The organism is Pseudomonas sp. SWRI154 (assembly GCF_014268645.1).
GTDB lineage: Bacteria > Pseudomonadota > Gammaproteobacteria > Pseudomonadales > Pseudomonadaceae > Aquipseudomonas > Aquipseudomonas marvdashtae.
Genome location: NZ_JABWQW010000036.1, coordinates 42,148 through 60,853, shown reverse-complemented (window position 1 = coordinate 60,853; position 18,706 = coordinate 42,148). Strand labels below are relative to the sequence as shown.

The following is an 18,706-nucleotide window of genomic DNA, read 5'->3' as shown; positions in this document are numbered from 1 at the left end:
ACGTCCACGCCGAAACCGACCGTGCCTTGGGTGAAACCGGACTTGGCGTCGAGGATGAAGCTTTGGGTCCACTCTTCGGCTTTGCCCTGGGCATTGTTCGGGTTGGTGAAGTTGCGGTTGAAGTAGAAGTTGCGCAGGTTCAGGGTGGCCTTTGCGTCCTCGACGAAGCCTGATTCCGCCGACAATACCGGCAGGGCAACGCCTGACAGGGCGACGGCGATGAGGCTGGGGAGCAAATACTGTGTGGGCTTCATGGGCGTTGTCTCTTGTTTTTTTGTGGACGAAGCGAGTCGTTGCCGCACTTTTGAGGTGCAAGCGGTCGGGTGTAGCCAGGGTCGTTTGGGCGATCGGGAATCAGCCGGGCGAAGCGGGGCGTCGGGGCATGGCGTCGAACCTGTTGTTATTGGTTTTGTGCGAAGGATGGTGACGGGCTGGTTGGGATCGGTTCAATTGCCGTTTGCGGGTTTTGGGCGATTATCGAACGGCAAAAAAATGAGCGAACGAAGGCATTGCTCTGTGGGCCCACCGTTCACCGCGAGGCGGCCTGATAGCCGACCTGGTTCTTGGAGAGTCCGCGTTTTCCCTGTGAGCGAGTCTGCTTGCGACGAGTCCGCAGCCTTGTTGCGGCACTTAAGGCAAACGATACCCCCGTGGCGAGGGAGCTTGCTCCCGCTGGGCTGCGCAGCAGACCCAAAACCATTCAGCAAGGTGTATCTGGAAAACCGCAGGGTGGTTTTTTACGGCTGCTGCGCAGCCGAGCGGGAGCAAGCTCCCTCGCCACGAGTTTTGGTGTGCTCTAGAAAGCGGCATTTCCCGTGGGAATGAAGTACCAAGGTACTTTCGTCATCCATGCCAGTTGACCCATCGTTATCCCGGGCAAGCTCTCACAGGAGAAACGCGATTCCATCAAGAAACAGGTCGGCTATCAGGCCGCCTCGCGGTGGCCGTTGATCTCGGGCGCCCCGTTAACCACGCTGGCCGAACGCAGGTATTGCGCAGTGGGCATCCCGGCATGGATGCCGGGATAGCCGCGCTGGGCCATGGATGGCCCTTCGAGGCGGGCCCACGGAGCAATGCCGGAGTGAGGGCACACCGAGCCCAAGCGAGGTGCCAAGTGGTGGGGCAAAAGCGTTTTGCTTACTTTTACGCTTCATAAAAGTGAGTCGCTGTAAGAGCGAAGCCGCCAGCAGCCGTGGCCGCAGCAATGGATATGTACTCAGTCAACAAAGTCCCGCGAGCTGTCAGGCCGCCATCGCGAGCAGGCTCGCACAAGATTTGTAGTCGGTCTGACAGACGCGACGACTTTTCCGACGAGGTTTTAAGGTTGCTGCTCGGAAGCGATATCTCTAGCTTGTTCGTGTCGCTGCCCATTCAGCGACCGGGACTGCAAGCCCGTCGAATTCGTTAGGCGCCAGCGCCCGGACCCAATGTCTCGGGCTCCAATCGATGCAGGAGCGCCGTCATGAAAAAAACATCATCCTTCTTCGCCATCAGAGAGCACCTTCCCCTACAACGACCCCGATCCAGAAAAGCTCCAAGAGGCCGCAGACCGAGCACTCGATTACCATCTGGGCACCCTGATCCCAAGCCCAAAACCTCAACCCAAGTGTTCACCGTCATCGATACCCTCGACCCGCGTTAACCCAGTCGCGGTAAAAACACGCACAAACAAAAAGCCCACCTTTCGGTGGGCTTCGTGTTTCAGCGTTCAAGCATCCATCAGAACAGCTTTGTCTCTGGCGCTTTCTCCGCGATCGGCTCGCTCTTGCCGGTCTCGGCGTTCCAACCACCGCCCAATGCCTTGTACAAATTGACCTCGCTGGTCAGCTGCGAAAGGCGGTCAGTGATCAGCGATTGTTGCGCGCTGAACAACTGGCGCTGGGCGTCGAGGAAGGTCAGGTTGCTATCGACGCCGATGCGGTAGCGCCGCTCGGCCAGGCGGTAGTAGTCCTGGTTGGCGGCGACGAAGTCGGTCTGCGCCTGCAACTGCTCGTTGTAGGTCTGGCGCGCGGCCAGGCCGTCGGAGACTTCCTGGAACGCCGTCTGAATCGACTTCTCGTAGTTGGCCACGTTGATGTCTTTCTGGATCTTGGCGTAATCCAGGCTTGCCCGCAGGCTGCCGGCGTTGAAGATCGGCAGGTTGATTTGTGGAGCGAAGGTCCAGGTGCCCGAGCCGCCCTTGAACAGGCCGGACAGGTCCGGGCTCAGGGTGCCGGCGTTGGCCGTCAGGCTGATGCTCGGGAAGAACGCGGCCCGCGCGGCGCCGATGTTGGCGTTGGCGGCCAGCAGGTTGCGTTCGGCCTGGAGGATGTCCGGGCGGCGTTGCAGCAGGTCCGACGGCAACCCGGCCGGTACTTCGCTGAGCAGGTCATCGCTCAGCGGTTGGGTGCGCAGGTTGGCCGGCAGGCCGGTGCCCAGCAGCAGGGTCAGGCTGTTTTCATCCTGGGCCACCTGGCGGGTATAGCGGGCCAATTGCACCCTGGCGTTTTCCACCGCCGTACGTGCCTGGCTCAAGTCAAGGGCCGAGGCCACGCCGACTTCGGCGCTACGCGAGGTCAGCTTCAGGCTCTGCTCGTAAGTGCCCAGGGTATCCTGGGTCAGCTTGAGCAGTTCCTTGTCGGCCTGCCAGGTCAGATAGGCATTGGCGACGTTGGCCACCAGGCTGATCTGCGTGCTGCGGCGGGCTTCTTCGGTGGCGAAGTAGTTTTGCAGCGCTTGCTCGCTCAGGCTGCGGACGCGGCCGAACAAATCCAGCTCATAGGCGCTGATGCCCAATGTCGCCGAGTAGGAACTGGTGATTGCTGCTTCACCTGTTTGCGAGGCCCGTGCCGGCACTCGCTGACGGTTGCCGGAACCCGTGGCCGAGACCGCCGGGAACAGGTCCGCCCGCTGGATGCGGTATTGCGCGGCGTAGGCATCGATGTTCAGTGCCGCGACGCGCAGGTCGCGGTTGTTTTCCAGCGCGACCTGGATCAGTTGCTGCAACGCCGGGTCATGGAAGAACTGTTTCCAGCCTTGCTCGGCAGCGGCTTGGCCGGGTGCCTTGGCCGGCTCGTAGGCCGGACCTTGCGGGTACTGGGTCGCGACCGGTGCTTCGGGCCGCTGGTAGTCGGGGATCAGCGAGCAACCGCTGAGCACGACGGCGGCGATGGTCAGGGAAAGTAGCGACTTGCTCATTGGCCAGCCTCTTTAGAAGTTTCAGGAGTGTTGTCCTGGTCGATATTCTTGCGACGACCCATCGACGACACCGTCACGAAGAACAAGGGCACCCAGAAGATTGCCAGGATGGTCGCGGTGAGCATACCGCCAATCACGCCGGTACCGATGGCGTGCTGGCTGCCCGAGCCTGCGCCGGTGGAGATCGCCAGCGGAACCACGCCGAGGACGAACGCCAGGGACGTCATGATGATTGGTCGCAGACGCATCCTACAAGCTTCGATGGCGGCTTCCGTCAAGGTCTTGCCCTGTTCATGGAGCTCCTTGGCGAACTCCACGATCAGGATGGCGTTTTTCGCCGCCAGCCCGATGGTCGTCAACAAGCCCACCTGGAAGTACACGTCATTGGACAAGCCGCGCAGGCTTGTGGCCAGCAGGGCACCGATGATCCCCAGTGGTACCACGAGCATCACCGCGATTGGAATCGACCAGCTTTCATACAGCGCCGCCAGGCACAGGAACACCATGAGCAGCGACAACGCATACAACGCCGGCGCCTGGGAACCCGACAGGCGTTCCTCATACGACAGGCCAGTCCAGGAAATACCGACACCGGCCGGCAGCTTCTTGGCGATGGCTTCTACTTCGGCCATCGCTTCACCCGTGGAGTAACCCGGGGCCGGGGCACCGAGGATTTCCATCGCTTCTACGCCGTTGTAACGGGCCAGTTTTGGCGAGCCGTAGATCCATTCACCCTTGGCAAACGCCGTGAACGGCACCATGGTCCCGGCGCTGTTGCGCACGTACCACTTCTGCAGGTCTTCTGGACTCATGCGGGCGCCCGGCTGGCCTTGTATGTACACCTTCTTCACCCGGCCGCGGTCGATGAAGTCGTTCACATAGCTACTGCCCAGGGCAATCGACAGGGTGTTATTGATGTCCGAGAGGGTAATGCCCAGTGCGCTGGCCTTCTCGTCGTCGATTTCCAGTTGATATTGCGGTTCATCGTTCAAGCCGTTCGGACGCACCTGGGACAGGATCTTGCTTTGCGAAGCCATACCCAGGAACTGGTTGCGGGCTTCCATCAACTTGTCGTGGCCGATACCGGCGCGGTCCTGCAGGAACACGTCGAAACCGGTAGCGTTACCCAGCTCCAATACCGCCGGGGGGGCGAAGGCGAACACCATGGCATCGCGGAAGGAGAAGAAGTGCTGCTGGGCGCGCGCGGCGATTTTCGACACGCTGTTGTCGGCGTTCCGCTCGTCCCACGGACGCAGCATGATGAAGGCCATACCGGAGCTCTGGCCGCGGCCGGCGAAGTTGAAGCCGGTCACGGTGAACACCGAAGCCACGCCGTCGCCTTCACCGCCATCCTTGCTCGGACGCAGCAGGAACTCACGCATCTTGTCCACCACCACCTGGGTGCGTTCGGCGCTGGAGCCGGCCGGTGTCTGGACCTGGGCGAACAGTACGCCCTGGTCTTCTTCCGGCAGGAACGCCGTCGGGATGCGGGTGAACAGCCAGACCATGCCGACCACGATGATCAGGTAGGCCAGCAGGTACGGTGCCTTGTGCTTGAGCATATTGCCCACGCCGCGCTCGTAGCTCCGGACGCTGCGGTCGAAATTGCGGTTGAACCAGCCGAAGAAGCCGCGTTTTGGAGTGCCGTGCTCACCCTTTGGAATGGCCTTGAGCATGGTCGCGCACAGGGCCGGGGTGAAGATCAGGGCAACCAGCACCGACAGGGCCATGGCCGAGACGATGGTGATGGAGAACTGCTTGTAGATCACGCCGGTGGAACCGCTGAAGAATGCCATCGGCAGCAGTACCGCCGAGAGCACCAGGGCAATGCCCACCAAGGCGCCCTGGATCTGGCCCATGGATTTCTTCGTGGCTTCCTTGGGTGACAGGCCTTCTTCACTCATTACCCGTTCGACGTTCTCCACCACGACAATGGCATCGTCCACCAGCAAGCCGATGGCCAGCACCATGCCGAACATGGTCAGGGTGTTGATGCTGAAACCGAACGCCGCGAGGATCCCGAAGGTACCCAGCAATACCACCGGCACCGTCATCGTAGTGATGATGGTGGCGCGGAAGTTCTGCAGGAACAGGAACATCACCAGGAACACCAGCACGACCGCTTCGACCAGGGTTTCAACCACACCCTTGATCGACTCGCTCACCACTGGCGTGGTGTCGTATGGGAACACCACTTCCACGCCTTGTGGGAAGAAGGGCTTGAGGTCGTCGATGGTCTTGCGCAGGGCCTTGGCCGTGTCGAGGGCGTTGGCGCCGTTGGCCAGTTTGACCGCCAGGCCGGATGCCGGGGCGCCGTTGAACTGGGCGCTGATGCTGTAGTTTTCACCGCCCAGGCCCACATCGGCCACGTCACCGACGCGTACTTGCGAACCGTCCGGGTTGACCTTGAGCAGGATCGCCTTGAACTGTTCGGCAGTCTGCAGGCGGGTCTTGCCAATGATGGTGGCGTTCAGTTGCTGGCCGGGCAGGGCGGGCAAGCCGCCGAGTTGGCCGGATGAAATCTGCACGTTCTGCGCGGCGATAGCGGTTCTCACGTCCACCGGGGTCAGGTTGAAATTATTCAACTTGGCCGGGTCGAGCCAGATCCGCATCGCGTACTGGGCACCGAAGACTTGGAAGTCACCGACACCTGCGGTGCGCGAGATCGGGTCCTGCATGTTGGACACGATGTAGTTGGACAGGTCGTCCTTGGTCATGCTGCCGTCGCGCGACACCACGCCGATCACCATCAGGAAGTTCTTCACCGCCTTGGTCACGCGGATGCCCTGTTGCTGCACTTCTTGCGGCAGCAGCGGGGTGGCCAGGTTCAGCTTGTTCTGCACCTGGACCTGCGCGGTATCGGAGTTGGTGCCCTGCTCGAAGGTCGCGGTAATGGTCATGCTGCCGTCGGAGTTACTTTCCGACGATACATAACGCAAGTTGTCGATGCCGTTGAGCTGTTGCTCAATGACCTGGACCACGGTGTCCTGCACGGTTTGTGCGGACGCGCCTGGGTAAGTCACCTGGATTGCAATGGCTGGCGGCGCGATGCTCGGGTATTGGTTGATCGGCAACTTGAGGATCGATAGAGCACCGACCAGCATGATCACCAGGGCGATCACCCAGGCGAAAATCGGACGGTCGATAAAGAATTTCGACATGGTTTACTCCCCTTTGCCGCCGGCGGCTTTGTCAGCTGCCTGAGCGGGGGCCGGGTTCTTTGCGCCAACGTTGGTGGCTTCGGTGGCTTTGACTTCCACCCCTGGCCGTACGTACTGCAATCCTTCGGTAATCAAGCGATCGCCGGCCTTGAGGCCGTCTTCGATCAGCCACTGACTGCCAACGGTACGGCTGGCCTTGAGCTGGCGCAGCTCGACCTTGTTGTCCGCACCCACGACCAATGCGGTCGGCATGCCCTTGAGGTCGCGGGTCACGCCTTGCTGCGGCGCGAGGATCGCCGCGCTGTTCACGCCGGCCTGCAGTTGCGCATGAACGAACATGCCTGGCAGCAGCGTGTGGTCAGGGTTTGGGAACACGGCGCGCAAGGTCACCGAACCGGTGGTCTGGTCAACCGATACCTCGGAAAATTCCAGCTTGCCCTCGTGCGGGTACTGGCTGCCGTCTTCCAGGGTCAGCTTGACCATGGCGGCGTTCTCGCCAGCCTTTTGCAGGCGGCCGCTTTCGAGTTCACGGCGCAGTTGCAACAGCTCGACGGAGCTCTGCGTTACGTCGACGTAGATTGGGTCCAACTGCTGAATAGTCGCCAGCGCATCGGCTTGGCCGTTACTGACCAGCGCACCCTCGGTGACCGAGGAACGACCGATACGACCGGAAATCGGCGCATAGACCTTGGTGTAGCGCACGTTGATCTGGGCCGTCTGCAGGTTGGCTTCCGACTCCAGGCGATTGGCCACGGCGGTGTCATATTCCTGGCGGCTGACGGCCTGTTCGTCCACTAATTGCTTGTAGCGGTCGGAAATCGACTTGGTGGAACGCAGGTTCGCCTCGGCGCTCTTGAGGGTGGCTTCATAGACGGCTGGGTCGATCTGGTACAGCTGTTGGCCGGCCTTGACGTCGGCGCCTTCCTTGAACAGGCGCTTGAGAATGATCCCGTTGACCTGTGGCCGTACTTCCGCCACGCGGAACGCGCTGGTGCGGCCCGGCAGTTCCGAGGTCAAGGTAAAGGGTTGGGTCTTGAGGGTTACAACGCCGACCTGAGGGGGCGGTGCGGCAGGTGCCGCCTCTTCCTTTTTACATCCGCTGAGCAGCGATGCCAGGGCGATGGCAGTAACCAGAGCGGTAACAGCTGGCTTAAATTGCATGGAAATCCTCGGGTCCAGGCGCGTAACGGGCGCGCTCGAAAGTGAAAGATGAAAAAAGAGCGAGATACGCAATTAGTAGGATGCTAAGAAATATACTTACGTACACGGTTGTTTGTAAACAGCCAAATTGCGTACCATCCGAATTTACAAAAGCCTGACAAAGGCTGATGCGGACCGGGGACGCGCTCTGACAGACGCTGCCTCATAGAATGTCCTGCTGATCCTTACGCATAGCTTACGCATCCTGATCGAGGTGTTTACTGCCATGGTTCGTCGTACCAAAGAGGAGGCCCTGGAGACTCGCAGCCAGATACTCGAGGCGGCTGAAAAAGCGTTTTTCGAACGAGGCGTGGCGCGTACGACCCTGGCCGATATTGCCACGCTCGCCGGTGTGACGCGCGGCGCGATCTACTGGCATTTCAGCAACAAGGCGGACTTGCTCCAGGCCATGCTCGATACCTTGCATGAGCCGCTCGATGAATTGGCGCGCGCCAGTGAAAATGAGGAGGAGCTTGACCCTCTGGGGTGCGTGCGCAAGCTGCTGGTGCGGTTGTTCCAGCAGGTGGCCCTGGACCCGAAAACCCGACGCATCAATGAGATCCTGTTCCATAAGTGTGAGTTCACCGATGAAATGTGCGACTTGCGCCAGCAGCGGCGTCAGGTCAGCCTTGATTGCAACGTGCGTATCGCGCTGTCGTTGCGCAACGCGATGAAACGCGGCCAGTTGCCGGATGATCTGGACCCCGAAAGGGCAGCAGTCGCCATACATGCCTATATCGACGGCATTCTTTACCAATGGCTGCTGGCTCCCGACAGCTTCGCCCTGGCCGGTGAGGCCGAGCGCTGGGTGGAGGTCGGGCTGGACATGCTGCACCTGAGCCCTAGCCTGCGCAAATGAAACAAAATGCGTAATTGAATCGGTTTGTGTCAATAGCCGATCCTAACGTACCCCGCTGGGCCTGATCCCTGCGGGGTACTTTATATAGCCGCCGCCGCTCCGTTGATAGACGGCGATCCGGCAATTTTGTAGGAAAATTGTTGCGCGTTCGTTAAGTCGCTTCCTGCTCAGGCGCGTGCCTTGGTCGTCAGCCTCGCAGAAGTTGGATCAGGTCGGGTTGTTTTCATCGATCACCAGGTGGATGGTATAGCTGAAGGGGGGCTCCAGCATTTTCTGGGTAATTTCTGACCGACACGTGTATTCGCCATTCCCGGTATATGCGGTTCTGCTTTGCCAGTTTGGCTTGTAGCTGGGTGTCAGGATGCCAAAAACAACCGGGGCTTCGAACAGCGTTTGCATTTGGCAACCGAAGTTAAAGTGAGTCATTTGATAGGTCAGCACCAATTCAATGGGTTTGATTTCCCTAAGTTTAGGTTGCCAGCCAGCCAGCGGGTAGGTGAACTTCCTGTCGTGTTTGAAATGAAGTTCCAGGTTTTTTTTGGCGGGAATGTCAGAGAAGTCTGGATTTATGGAGAACTCACCTGAAAGATTGCTCATTTCCAAATCCTTGGAAGTATGGTTTGCGATCTTCACGATGATGTTTGTGTCGGCCAGGCTGACTGCGGCTGCCACGGGGCCCAGTAACAAGGCGAGAATCAGGTTTTTCATAACGTTCATTGTCAAGTGTCTCAGAAGTGTCTCGGGGCGCTAAAGCCTGCATAGATAAACCGTGCATGACTGATGCAATTAGGTTTGGTTAAGGTTTGAAACTGTTAGTTGTAACTGTGTGTGGTGATTGAGTCCATTCGGTAGGTGGGACGGTGTTTGAGCATTATTATTAGCGTTGTTGGATGTATTAATCCACGCTGAGTCGGTGGTGTGTTGTTATCTGATATTTCGACTGAAGAAGATTTTATTGGAACTTAAGTTCTCTAATGTAAAAAGCCCCGGCTCTTTCGAGTCGGGGCTTTTTACACGGCTGCTGTGTTCGAATTACATCACTGGATAATCGATATAACCCACCGGGCCTTTCCCATAGAACGTTTCCGGGTGCGCCTCGTTCAACGGGGCATCAGCTTTCAAGCGCGCCGGCAGGTCGGGGTTGGCAATGAACGGCACACCGAAGGCTACGGCGTCGGCCTTGCCTTCGGCCAGCCAGGCATTGGCGCTCTCTTTGGTAAAGCGTTCGTTGGCGATGTAAGGGCCGCCGAATGCTTGCTTGAGTTGTGGGCCGATGCTGTCTTCGCCTTCTTTTTCCCTGGAGCAGATGAAGGCGATGCCACGCTTGCCCAATTCACGAGCCACGTAGCTGAAGGTTTCCAGGCGGTTCTCGTCGCCCATGTCATGGGAGTCGGCACGCGGTGCCAAGTGCACGCCAACCCGGCCCGCGCCCCAGATTTCGATGGCGGCGTCGGTCACTTCCAGCAGCAGGCGCGCACGGTTTTCCAGGGAACCGCCGTAGCTGTCGGTGCGCTGGTTGGTGCTGCTTTGCAGGAACTGGTCGAGCAGATAGCCGTTGGCGCCGTGGATTTCCACACCGTCGAAACCGGCGGCCTTGGCGTTCTCGGCACCCACTCGGTAGGCGTCGACGATGTCGGCGATTTCAGCGGTTTCCAGTGCGCGCGGCGTTGGGTAGTCGGCCAGGGGACGGACCAGGCTCACATGGCCCTTGGGTTGGATCGCGCTAGGCGCTACCGGCAGTTCGCCGTTCAGGTACGACGGGTGGGAGATCCGCCCCACGTGCCACAGTTGCAGGAAGATTTTGCCGCCCGCGCCGTGGACCGCCTTGGTGATGTTGCTCCAGCCACGCACCTGGTCGTTGGACCAGATACCCGGGGTGTCCGGGTAGCCCACGCCCATCGGCGTCACCGAAGTGGCTTCGCTGAGAATCAACCCGGCGGAGGCGCGTTGCACGTAATACTCGGCCATCAGCGCGTTGGGCACACGGCCCGCGTCAGCGCGGCAGCGAGTCAGCGGAGCCATGATGATGCGGTTCTTCAGCTCGATGTCGCCGAGTTTGATAGGGTCGAAAATAGTCGCCATGAATCAAAACCTCATAGATGAATGGGTAAACAGTCAGTGGGTAGCAGGCGCCAGGTCGGCATTGCCGCCTTGGCGGAAAGTGATCAGGGTCACCAGCAGCGCCAGCACGGCGAGCGCGCCAGCGGCCAGGGGCACGGCGGTCAGGCCCAGGCCATGGGCGATGACGCTGCCGCCGACCCAGGCGCCCAAGGCGTTGCCGATGTTGAAGGCGCCGATGTTCAAGGTGGAAACCAGGTTCGGTGCATCTTTGCCGAAGGTCACCACGTTGACTTGCAGTGCCGGCACCGCGGCGAAGCACGCCGTGGCCCAAAGGAACAGGGTGATTTCAGTCGGGATCAGCGCCACGCTGGTCCAGCTCAGTACCGTTGAGACCACCGCCATGGCGATGAAAACGCCCATCAATGTGTTGACCAGGCTCTTGTCCGCCAGCTTGCCGCCAATGATGTTGCCCAAGGTCAGACCCAGGCCGATCAACACCAGGGTCCAGGTCACACCACGGGGCGATACTCCGGTCACTTCACCCAGCAGCGGCGCGACATAGGTGAACAGGGTGAACACCGAGGCTGAGAACAGCGCGGTCATGCCCAGGGACAACCACAAGCCGGCGCCTTTGAGCGCGACGAGTTCCGAACGCATGTCGAGTTTTTCCTCGTCGCGCTTGGCCGGCAGGAAGCGGATCAGGCCGATCAGTGCCAGGATGCCAATGACGGTCACTGCCCAGAAGGTCGAGCGCCAACCGGCTTCCTGGCCCAGGGCGGTGCCCAACGGTACGCCGAGCACGTTGGCCAGGGTCAGGCCGGTAAACATCAGGGCCACCGCCGAAGCACGCTTGTTAGGCGCTACCAGCCCGGCCGCCACCACCGAACCGATGCCGAAGAACGCACCGTGGCACAGAGCAGTAACGACCCGGGCGAACATCAACACGTTGTAGTCACTGGCAATGGCGCAAAGCAGATTGCCGACGATGAATATCCCCATCAACACTACCAGCGCGGCCTTGCGCGGCAGTCGCGCAGTGGCCAGGGCCATGAACGGCGCTCCGATGGCCACGCCGAGGGCGTAGCCAGTCACCAGCCAGCCGGCGCCGGGAATCGAGACGCCCAGGTCCGCCGCTACATCGGGCAACAGGCCCATGATGACGAATTCCGTCGTGCCGATGGCGAAGGCGCTCAGCGCCAGGATGATGAGTGAAAGGGGCATGTGGAATCCTTGTCAGGTCAGAGCTCTTGGCTCATTTGCTTGAGGAACTGCTGGATAACGTCCTCGTTGCGTTTGAAGAAGTGCCATTGACCAACTTTCTGGCTGGTAATCAGCCCCGCCCGTTGCAATACCGCCAAGTGCGCAGACACCGTTGATTGCGACAGGCCGCAACGCTGGTCGATCTGCCCGGCACAAATGCCGAACTCGTGGTTGTGCAACTGTTCGGGGAACTGGACCTTGGGGTCCTTGAGCCAGTTGAGGATGTCTCGCCGTACTGGGTGCGCCAGGGCTTTTATTATTTCGTCGAGGTCGAGGGTCATGGGCTGCTCATTTGAATAACGCTATATCGCGATGGGGCGAACCTTAAATCGTTACTTCGCGATATACCAATATGTATTTGATCTGAATGCCGAACAAATCGCTATATCGGGTTATAACGATACAGACGCAGCGATGCTAAGCTGCCCGCCATGAACTATCTCGCACACCTGCACCTCGGCGGCCCTGGCCGGGAACAACTGCTCGGCAGCCTCTATGGCGATTTCGTCAAAGGGCCGCTGCAAGGGCAATACCCTGCGCAGATCGAAGCGGCGATTGCCCTGCATCGACGCATCGATATGTACACCGATCGCCATCCGTTGGTGGACATCGCCTTGTCGCGCTTCTCCACGGTGCGGCGGCGTTATGCCGGGATCGTGCTGGATGTGTTTTTCGATCATTGCCTGGCGCGGGATTGGACGCTGTACGGCGAAGGGCAGTTGGTCGACTTCACTTCCCGGGTCTATCAGGTCCTCGCCGCCGAACCACAACTGCCTGGACGCTTGGCGCAGATCGCGCCGTACATGGCGGCGGATGACTGGTTGGGGTCTTATCAGCAATTTCAGGTGCTGGGACAGGTGTTGCGCGGCATCTCTCGACGCCTGTCCCGGCCCGAAGAGCTGGCCGGGGCGATGGATGAGTTGGTCAGGCTTTATGAGCCGTTAAGCGAGGACTTCCGGTTGTTCTACCCGCAGCTCCAGGATTTCGTGCAGAACCACTCGGCAGCGCAAGACTGAAGGGATCAGGCCGCAATTGCAGGCCGCATCGGCACGTGTTGCTTCTCGGGTATCGCGCCAAACAATGCTTTGTGTACCGCCTGCTGCGCCTGGAATGCCAGCGCTGCGCGTTCCTGGCCGTGGCAGGCGATAGGTTCGAGCAAATGGATTTCTACGTCGCCACGATCGTTGGCAAACAGCCGCATCAGGTGCGATAGCAGATCGTCATCGCCCACGAACGGTGCCAGTAAGTCGATTTCGCCATCGCGCAGGTAACGGATCGCCACCGGTTGCAAGGCGACGTCGGCGTCGATGGCTGCCGACAACAGGCGACCATGAAAGGTGCGCAGGGTCCGGCCGTCAGTGGTGGTGCCTTCCGGGAACATCAACAGCGGATGGGCTTGTTCCAGGTGTCGGCTCATCTGCTTGCGGATCAACTGGCTGTCGCCGGAACCACGACGGATGAACAGGCTGCCAGCCTTGGCGGCCAGCCATCCGGCCACCGGCCAGGTGCGCACTTCAGCCTTGGACAAAAACGATAGCGGAGCGAGCATGCCCAGCAGTGGGATGTCGGTCCATGACACATGGTTGCTGACCCAAAGCATCGGCTGTTTCGGCAGTTGCCCGTGAACGGTCACGCGAAAAGGCAGGGCATTGCTCAGTCGCGCCATGAAAAACCGCGACCAGCGCTGGCGGCGCACCATCGAATGAGCGAGCCCCAGGCGTTCCAGCAAGCCGAACACGCTGGCCATTGCCAGGCCCAGGGCGACCACCAATAACACTCGCGCGATTCGCGCGTAGATCCGCAGCCGGCTCATCAGACCGCCGCCTTGAAGTGACGGGCATAGCGCGGGCAGAGTTCGTCGCGCTTGAGCAGGATGAACACGTCCGCCACTTGGAAGTCCTCGTCCCAGCACGGCTCGCCGCAGATTTTCGCGCCCAGGCGCATATAAGCCTTGAGCAATGGCGGCATCTCGGCGATGACGTTGGACGGCACGTCCAGGGTCGGCAAGGGTTTTTTCGGTACCGCTTGCAGGTGTTCGGTGCACAGGTAACGTTCGCGCAGGCGCTGCATGATCGCCTGGGCCTGGACGCCGCCGTCCTGCATTGGAATGCTCGCGCAACCCATCAAATAGCTGTAGCCGCCTTCGTTGAGAACTTCGGCCAATTCACCCCAGAGCACCGCGATGGTGCCGCCGTTGCGGTAGGCCGGGTCGACGCAGGTGCGGCCGATTTCCAGGATCGGGCCCTTGAGCGAGACCAGCCCGTGGAGGCTGAACTCTTCTTCGCTGTAGAACCGGCCCAGGCTGCTGGCGGCCTGGTGATCGAGCAAGCGGGTAGTCGCCACGAGGCGGCCGGTGTTCAAGTCGCGTACGCCGATGTGGGCGCAGTGAACATCATAGTCATCCATGTCCAGACCCATCTCCGCGCCCTTGAGCTTGGCGTTGAATTCGCCGCTGAAGACGTTGAAGCGCAGGGCCTGGGCTTCTTGCAAGGCGTCGGCGCCAATCAGGCGTTCGGCTTGCAGGCGGCGTTCATTGCCGGTGTCGCTGATGCGGGCGATCTGAGTCATAGCGAATCTCCGTGCGGGCTGTGGACCCGTCTTGGGTGGCAGCCAATCGACTTTCTTTATGCAGCCATGTTGTGCAAAGTCAGGCTATGTAGCCCCGGTGTCATCGCCATGAAGCTTTGGTGATGCTTATATGACAGCCCTCCAAGGAGGCCCTTATGCCCTGGCAAACCCTGATCGAACGCGGCGAGCGGCTGGCTGCTTTTCCCGACCTGGCGGATGGTTATTCGACCTTGCTGCAGCGCCTGGGGCCTGTCACGCCGTTCGAGTTGGCCGTGGCCGGCGCACGATCGATGGCCACGCCGGGGCTGGCCTTCCTGGTGGGCTATCAAGCGGCGCTGCGGGTGCTCTGGCCGAGCGCTCCGCACAGCCTCGGCGCTTTGTGCGCCACCGAGCGGCGCAGCCTGCGTCCGGCGGACATGCAGACCCGTCTCGTCGACTTGCGCTTGAATGGACGCAAGGATTTCGTCACCGCTGGCGACGCCGCCGAATGGTTATTGATCGCGGCGCGAAGCGAGGCGCCCGGCGAAGCGCCTCGGTTGAGCCTGGCGGTGGTTTATCCCGGCGAGCCCGGCGTGACGCTGGAAAAGCTCCCCGCCATTGCCTTGATGCCGGACATCAGTCACGGCCGGGTTTTGCTCGACGGCGCGTTATGCGAGTTGCTGGCGGGAGACGGCTGGGACGCCTACGTCAAACCCTTCCGGACCCTGGAAGACCTTTATGTGCTCAGCGCAATGACCGCGTGGCTGTATGGCGTGGGCCAGGAATGCGCCTGGCCCCAGGCCTTGCAACTGCGTCTGTTGGCGTTATTGGCCGGTTGCGCCGAGGTGAGCCGCCATAACCCGTCCAGCGCCGCCGGGCACGTGCTGCTCGGCGGGTTGTTCGCCCAGTTCGAAGGGCTCGACAGCGAACTCAACGATGCCCTGGTCGCCGGGCCTGCGACGTGGCGCGAGATGTGGGCGCGGGACAAAGGGTTGATGGCGATTGCAGCTGGGGCCCGGGCCAAGCGGCTGGCCAAGGCGCTGGGATAGACAGCCGAGCGATAAATCTGCTGCTGGGAATATCCAAACTGTCATCGAGTCTGATTAGGCTTTGCAGGTTCACCCCCGCGAGCGCCCAAGCATGTCTAAAGGCTGGCTGCTGATTCCATTGCTGCTGCTCAACCTGAATGCCCACGCCGAAGACTGGCCCGGCGAGCAGTGGCCGACCGCTCTGATGCCCACCGGGCCGGCCATCGAAGCCTTGGAGCGCTACGCCTTCGCGCCTCGGGACGATGCGACCCGCCAAGGCATCCGCACCGATGCGCTGCTGGTGATCCACGACGGTCGGCTGGTCTACGAACGCTATACAGGGGGCACTCGCGCGGACACTCCGCACCTGACCTGGTCGATCAGCAAAAGCCTGCTGGCGACGGTGTACGGCGTCGCCTATGGCGAAAAGCTGTTTGCCTTGGAGGATCCGGCAGCCAACTACTATCCGCCATTGAACCGGCTGGCGCGCATGACCCTGGCCGACCTGTTCCATTGGGCATCTGGCCTGGACTGGCAAGAAGACTACGAATACGCGCCACTCAATTCTTCGGTGGTGGCGATGCTCTACACCCGTGGACGCCAGGACATGGCGGCATTTACCGCCGGGCACGACAGCTTCAGCCCGCCTGGGCAAGCGTTCCGTTACTCCAGCGGCGACAGCAACCTGCTGGCGGCGGCGCTGAAAAACATCGTCGGTCCGACGCGATATGTCGATTATCCGTGGACGGCCTTGTTCGAGCCGCTGGGCATTCGTCACGCGACGTGGGAAACCGACCCCAGCGGCACGTTCGTTGGTTCGTCCTATGCCTATCTCACCGCACGCGACCTGGCGCGGGTCGGGTTGTTGATGCAACGCGAAGGCCGCTGGGGCGGGCGGCAACTGATTCCCAAGGATTGGATCGCGTTCAACCGTGAGCCTTTCACCCACTTTCAGGCCGGCCAGGACGAAGCCGTGCCGGGCGGACATTGGTGGCTCAACCGCGCTGTCGATCCGACGATCCACCCCTGGCCCGATGCGCCGCCGGATACCTTCGCTGCGCTGGGCCATTGGGGCCAGGCGCTGTACATCATCCCCAGCGCCCGATTGGTGATCGTGCGCTACGGCGATGACCGCGACGGCAGCTATCGCCATAACGAACTGCTCAAGCGCGCCGTGGCGGCGTTCGCCGGGACGGTGCAACCATGAGGCGCAGCGTATTGCTGACCTTGCTGTCGGTGCTGCTCATCGCCCTGTTCGGCTGGCTGTGGCTGGAGCGGGTCGCGTTGCGGGCCTTTCCCGACATCATCAGCGCCTATACCGCCAAGGAATATTGCTCGTGCCGCTATGTAATGCAGCAACCGGCTGAGTATTGCCGGGGGTATGTGAAGCAGTCGGTGCCTATCGGAGATTTTCTCGATACGCCTGAAGCCAGGCGCGTCACCGTCAGCGGGTTGGGGCGCAGCAACAGTGCACGGTGGATAGGCGAGCGGCAGGGGTGTCGGTTGGAACCCTGACTGCTTTCGTGGGGGGGCAAGGCAGTTGTCGAAACAGACAGTTTGCAAGCGCCCTCGGCCCGGTTAAGGTTCGCCACAGGTTTCTTTGCCCTCCGAGTCTGTATGTTCAAGCGTTTTTTTCCTCATGTCGTCACTACTTTGCTGCTGGCTGGCGCCGCACTGCCGGCCCAGGCCAATTGGTACCTGGACGGTGAGTCGTCGCGGCTTTCGTTTATCAGCAGCAAGAACGGCAACGTCTCCGAGGTCCAGCGGTTTCTCGTGCTTCACGGCCAAGTCCAGCCCAAGGGCCTGGCGCGGTTGGAAGTGGAGCTGGAGTCGATCAACAGCGGCATCCCGCTGCGGGACGAGCGCATGCGCGCCGATCTTTTCGAGGTCAAGCAATTTGCCGAAGCCACAGTCACCGCGCAGCTTGACCTGATGCCGATCCAGGACCTGGCCAACGGTGCGCAGCTGGAACTGCGCCTGCCGGTGACGGTGGACTTGCATGGCAAGCAGCATGAATACACCGTCGAATTGCTGGCGACGCGTCTGGACGAACGCCGTTTCCAGGTCGTGACCCTGGAGCCGCTCGTGCTCAATGCGGCGGATTTCGGCCTGGCGCCGGGTCTGGAAAAGCTTCGCGGACTGGCCGGGTTGTCGGCCATCAGCCTCTCGGTGCCGGTAAACGCGGTGCTGATTTTTACGGCGCGCTGACGTGAGCGGCCCGGTATTTCCCTGGCGCGAAGGCAACCGTTTCGAGCTGTTGATCGACGGTCCTCAGTTCTTCCCACGCATGCTGGTGGAAATCGCCCGTGCCCAAGAGCAAGTCGAGCTGGAATTGTATCTGGTGGAGGCGGGTGCTTGTGCCGAGGCGATGGTCCAAGCCCTTGTCCAGGCCGCCCAACGTGGCGTTCGCGTGCGTTGCCTGTTCGATGACTACGGCAGCCTGGCGTTTACCCTGAGCTTGCGCAATCGCTTGGTCGAGGCCGGGGTCGAGCTGCGTTTCTACAATCGCCTCAGCTGGCGTCGCTGGGTGCGCAACCTTTACCGGGATCATCGCAAGTTGCTCTTGGTCGATCAGCGCCTGGCGGTGGTCGGCGGCACCGGGGTGACCGATGAATTCTGGAATCCCCTGGATGATCGCAGCGACTGGCACGAGGTGATGGTGGAGATCGTTGGTCCGCTGGTGCTCGACTGGCAGTTGCTGTTCGATCGCCAATGGCTCGCCAACCGTCATCGCCGAGCCTGGAAGCCCGCTTCCAATTTCGGCTTGCCGCGTCTGCCCCGCGTTCCGCCGATGGGTGAGGGCATGGGCCGGGTAGCCTACGCCGACGCCCGCCAACACCGTGACATCCTGCAATCACTTTCCCGGGCGCTGAACAGCGGCCAGAAACGCATCTGGATGGCCACGCCGTATTTCCTCCCGACGTGGAACGTGCGCCGCTCGTTGCGCAAGGCTGCCGCCCGGGGCATCGATGTGCGCCTGCTGTTGACTGGCCCGCGCACCGATCACCCGTCCGTGCGTTACGCCGGACATCGTTATTACCCGCGCCTGCTCAGGGCTGGCGTGAAGATCTACGAATACCAGCCGTGCTTCCTGCATCTGAAGATGGTGCTGGTGGACGATTGGGTCAGCATCGGCTCGTGCAACTTTGACCATTGGAACCTGCGCTTCAATCTGGAAGCCAATCTGGAGGCGCTGGATTGCGGACTCAGCAAGGCCGTGGCGGCCAGTTTTGAACGGGACTTCGAACAGAGCCTGCAAGTGAGCCTCGACGCCTGGCAGCGTCGGCCATTGTGGAAGCGCTTCAAGCAGCGACTGTGGGGACTGGTGGATCGGGTGGTGGTGAATCTGCTGGATCGGCGGGGTTAGGCGTTCGTCGATAAACCTGGGGCGCGAGCGGGCTCGCTCCCCAGGG

18 protein-coding genes are annotated in these 18,706 nt (G+C 60.9%); 7 read left to right on the top strand and 11 right to left on the bottom strand.

The annotated features are described in order from the left end of the window. From HU806_RS24035 to HU806_RS24015, 5 genes are all read right to left on the bottom strand, one after another. A partial coding sequence (locus HU806_RS24035) for an OprD family outer membrane porin (RefSeq protein ID WP_186615120.1) occupies positions 1-254 on the bottom strand: 254 nt, incomplete at its 3' end. Positions 255-925: 671 nt separating this feature from the next. After that, positions 926-1,114: a nucleoid-structuring protein H-NS gene (locus tag HU806_RS24030; RefSeq protein ID WP_186615124.1), complete on the bottom strand. Its 189-nt coding sequence runs from the start codon at positions 1,112-1,114 to the stop codon at positions 926-928. Positions 1,115-1,719: 605 nt separating this feature from the next. Further along, positions 1,720-3,177 carry an AdeC/AdeK/OprM family multidrug efflux complex outer membrane factor gene (adeC, locus tag HU806_RS24025; RefSeq protein WP_186615118.1) on the bottom strand — a complete coding sequence of 486 codons (1,458 nt, stop codon included), beginning with the start codon at positions 3,175-3,177 and terminating at the stop codon, positions 1,720-1,722. Continuing rightward, entirely contained in the window at positions 3,174-6,338 is a 3,165-nt protein-coding gene (emhB, locus tag HU806_RS24020) for an efflux RND transporter permease subunit EmhB (RefSeq protein ID WP_186615116.1), read from the bottom strand. Before emhB ends, adeC begins: the two co-directional genes overlap by 4 nt. Positions 6,339-6,341: 3 nt before the next feature. Further along, entirely contained in the window at positions 6,342-7,499 is a 1,158-nt protein-coding gene (locus HU806_RS24015) for an efflux RND transporter periplasmic adaptor subunit (protein ID WP_186615114.1), read from the bottom strand. Between the two features lie 265 nt (positions 7,500-7,764). Between HU806_RS24015 and HU806_RS24010 the strand changes: the two genes are divergently transcribed. Further along, positions 7,765-8,397 carry a TetR family transcriptional regulator gene (locus tag HU806_RS24010; protein ID WP_186615108.1) on the top strand — a complete coding sequence of 211 codons (633 nt, stop codon included), beginning with the start codon at positions 7,765-7,767 and terminating at the stop codon, positions 8,395-8,397. Positions 8,398-8,604: 207 nt separating this feature from the next. On the opposite strand, the gene HU806_RS24005 is transcribed toward HU806_RS24010, so the two are convergent. The 4 genes from HU806_RS24005 to HU806_RS23990 form a co-directional block, all read right to left on the bottom strand. Continuing rightward, positions 8,605-9,105: a hypothetical protein gene (locus HU806_RS24005; protein WP_186615106.1), complete on the bottom strand. Its 501-nt coding sequence runs from the start codon at positions 9,103-9,105 to the stop codon at positions 8,605-8,607. A gap of 324 nt (positions 9,106-9,429) precedes the next feature. Then, positions 9,430-10,479 carry an alkene reductase gene (locus HU806_RS24000; RefSeq protein WP_186615104.1) on the bottom strand — a complete coding sequence of 350 codons (1,050 nt, stop codon included), beginning with the start codon at positions 10,477-10,479 and terminating at the stop codon, positions 9,430-9,432. Positions 10,480-10,512: 33 nt separating this feature from the next. Continuing rightward, positions 10,513-11,679: an MFS transporter gene (locus HU806_RS23995; RefSeq protein ID WP_186615102.1), complete on the bottom strand. Its 1,167-nt coding sequence runs from the start codon at positions 11,677-11,679 to the stop codon at positions 10,513-10,515. Positions 11,680-11,696: 17 nt separating this feature from the next. Continuing rightward, positions 11,697-11,999 (bottom strand): ArsR/SmtB family transcription factor, encoded by a 303-nt coding sequence (locus HU806_RS23990; protein ID WP_014336977.1) that lies wholly within the window; start codon positions 11,997-11,999, stop codon positions 11,697-11,699. 150 nt (positions 12,000-12,149) lie between these two features. Here HU806_RS23990 and HU806_RS23985 point away from each other — a divergent pair, with 150 nt between their 5' ends. Then, positions 12,150-12,734 carry an acyl carrier protein phosphodiesterase gene (locus HU806_RS23985; protein ID WP_186615100.1) on the top strand — a complete coding sequence of 195 codons (585 nt, stop codon included), beginning with the start codon at positions 12,150-12,152 and terminating at the stop codon, positions 12,732-12,734. A gap of 5 nt (positions 12,735-12,739) precedes the next feature. Here the strand turns inward: HU806_RS23985 and HU806_RS23980 are convergent, their stop codons facing one another. Then, positions 12,740-13,531 (bottom strand): lysophospholipid acyltransferase family protein, encoded by a 792-nt coding sequence (locus HU806_RS23980; RefSeq protein ID WP_186615098.1) that lies wholly within the window; start codon positions 13,529-13,531, stop codon positions 12,740-12,742. Continuing rightward, entirely contained in the window at positions 13,531-14,286 is a 756-nt protein-coding gene (olsB, locus tag HU806_RS23975) for an L-ornithine N(alpha)-acyltransferase (protein ID WP_186615096.1), read from the bottom strand. Before olsB ends, HU806_RS23980 begins: the two co-directional genes overlap by 1 nt. Before the next feature lie 155 nt (positions 14,287-14,441). Here olsB and HU806_RS23970 point away from each other — a divergent pair, with 155 nt between their 5' ends. The 5 genes from HU806_RS23970 (at position 14,442) to HU806_RS23950 (ending at position 18,660) form a co-directional block, all read left to right on the top strand. Next, positions 14,442-15,314 (top strand): acyl-CoA dehydrogenase middle domain-containing protein, encoded by an 873-nt coding sequence (locus tag HU806_RS23970; protein WP_186615094.1) that lies wholly within the window; start codon positions 14,442-14,444, stop codon positions 15,312-15,314. A gap of 91 nt (positions 15,315-15,405) precedes the next feature. Then, positions 15,406-16,500 (top strand): serine hydrolase domain-containing protein, encoded by a 1,095-nt coding sequence (locus HU806_RS23965; RefSeq protein ID WP_186615092.1) that lies wholly within the window; start codon positions 15,406-15,408, stop codon positions 16,498-16,500. Then, positions 16,497-16,808 carry an amidase gene (locus tag HU806_RS23960; RefSeq protein ID WP_186615090.1) on the top strand — a complete coding sequence of 104 codons (312 nt, stop codon included), beginning with the start codon at positions 16,497-16,499 and terminating at the stop codon, positions 16,806-16,808. Before HU806_RS23965 ends, HU806_RS23960 begins: the two co-directional genes overlap by 4 nt. A gap of 102 nt (positions 16,809-16,910) precedes the next feature. Next, a complete protein-coding gene (locus HU806_RS23955; RefSeq protein WP_186615088.1) occupies positions 16,911-17,501 on the top strand; it encodes a YceI family protein in 591 nt (196 codons plus the stop codon). A 1-nt stretch (position 17,502) separates the two neighbouring features. Continuing rightward, the gene (locus tag HU806_RS23950; RefSeq protein ID WP_186615086.1) at positions 17,503-18,660 is read left to right on the top strand and encodes a phospholipase D-like domain-containing protein; all 1,158 of its coding nucleotides are present in this window, start codon (positions 17,503-17,505) and stop codon (positions 18,658-18,660) included. Positions 18,661-18,706: the final 46 nt, after the last annotated feature.

What these genes read in the sequence shown, in the direction of transcription:
- adeC (WP_186615118.1), bottom strand. Translation starts at nt 3,177, where the DNA reads ATGAGCAAGTCGCTACTTTCCCTGACCATCGCCGCCGTCGTGCTCAGC.
- emhB (WP_186615116.1), bottom strand. Translation starts at nt 6,338, where the DNA reads ATGTCGAAATTCTTTATCGACCGTCCGATTTTCGCCTGGGTGATCGCC.
- HU806_RS24015 (WP_186615114.1), bottom strand. Translation starts at nt 7,499, where the DNA reads ATGCAATTTAAGCCAGCTGTTACCGCTCTGGTTACTGCCATCGCCCTG.
- HU806_RS24010 (WP_186615108.1), top strand. Translation starts at nt 7,765, where the DNA reads ATGGTTCGTCGTACCAAAGAGGAGGCCCTGGAGACTCGCAGCCAGATA.
- HU806_RS24005 (WP_186615106.1), bottom strand. Translation starts at nt 9,105, where the DNA reads ATGAAAAACCTGATTCTCGCCTTGTTACTGGGCCCCGTGGCAGCCGCA.
- HU806_RS24000 (WP_186615104.1), bottom strand. Translation starts at nt 10,479, where the DNA reads ATGGCGACTATTTTCGACCCTATCAAACTCGGCGACATCGAGCTGAAG.
- HU806_RS23995 (WP_186615102.1), bottom strand. Translation starts at nt 11,679, where the DNA reads ATGCCCCTTTCACTCATCATCCTGGCGCTGAGCGCCTTCGCCATCGGC.
- HU806_RS23990 (WP_014336977.1), bottom strand. Translation starts at nt 11,999, where the DNA reads ATGACCCTCGACCTCGACGAAATAATAAAAGCCCTGGCGCACCCAGTA.
- HU806_RS23985 (WP_186615100.1), top strand. Translation starts at nt 12,150, where the DNA reads ATGAACTATCTCGCACACCTGCACCTCGGCGGCCCTGGCCGGGAACAA.
- HU806_RS23980 (WP_186615098.1), bottom strand. Translation starts at nt 13,531, where the DNA reads ATGAGCCGGCTGCGGATCTACGCGCGAATCGCGCGAGTGTTATTGGTG.
- olsB (WP_186615096.1), bottom strand. Translation starts at nt 14,286, where the DNA reads ATGACTCAGATCGCCCGCATCAGCGACACCGGCAATGAACGCCGCCTG.
- HU806_RS23970 (WP_186615094.1), top strand. Translation starts at nt 14,442, where the DNA reads ATGCCCTGGCAAACCCTGATCGAACGCGGCGAGCGGCTGGCTGCTTTT.
- HU806_RS23965 (WP_186615092.1), top strand. Translation starts at nt 15,406, where the DNA reads ATGTCTAAAGGCTGGCTGCTGATTCCATTGCTGCTGCTCAACCTGAAT.
- HU806_RS23960 (WP_186615090.1), top strand. Translation starts at nt 16,497, where the DNA reads ATGAGGCGCAGCGTATTGCTGACCTTGCTGTCGGTGCTGCTCATCGCC.
- HU806_RS23955 (WP_186615088.1), top strand. Translation starts at nt 16,911, where the DNA reads ATGTTCAAGCGTTTTTTTCCTCATGTCGTCACTACTTTGCTGCTGGCT.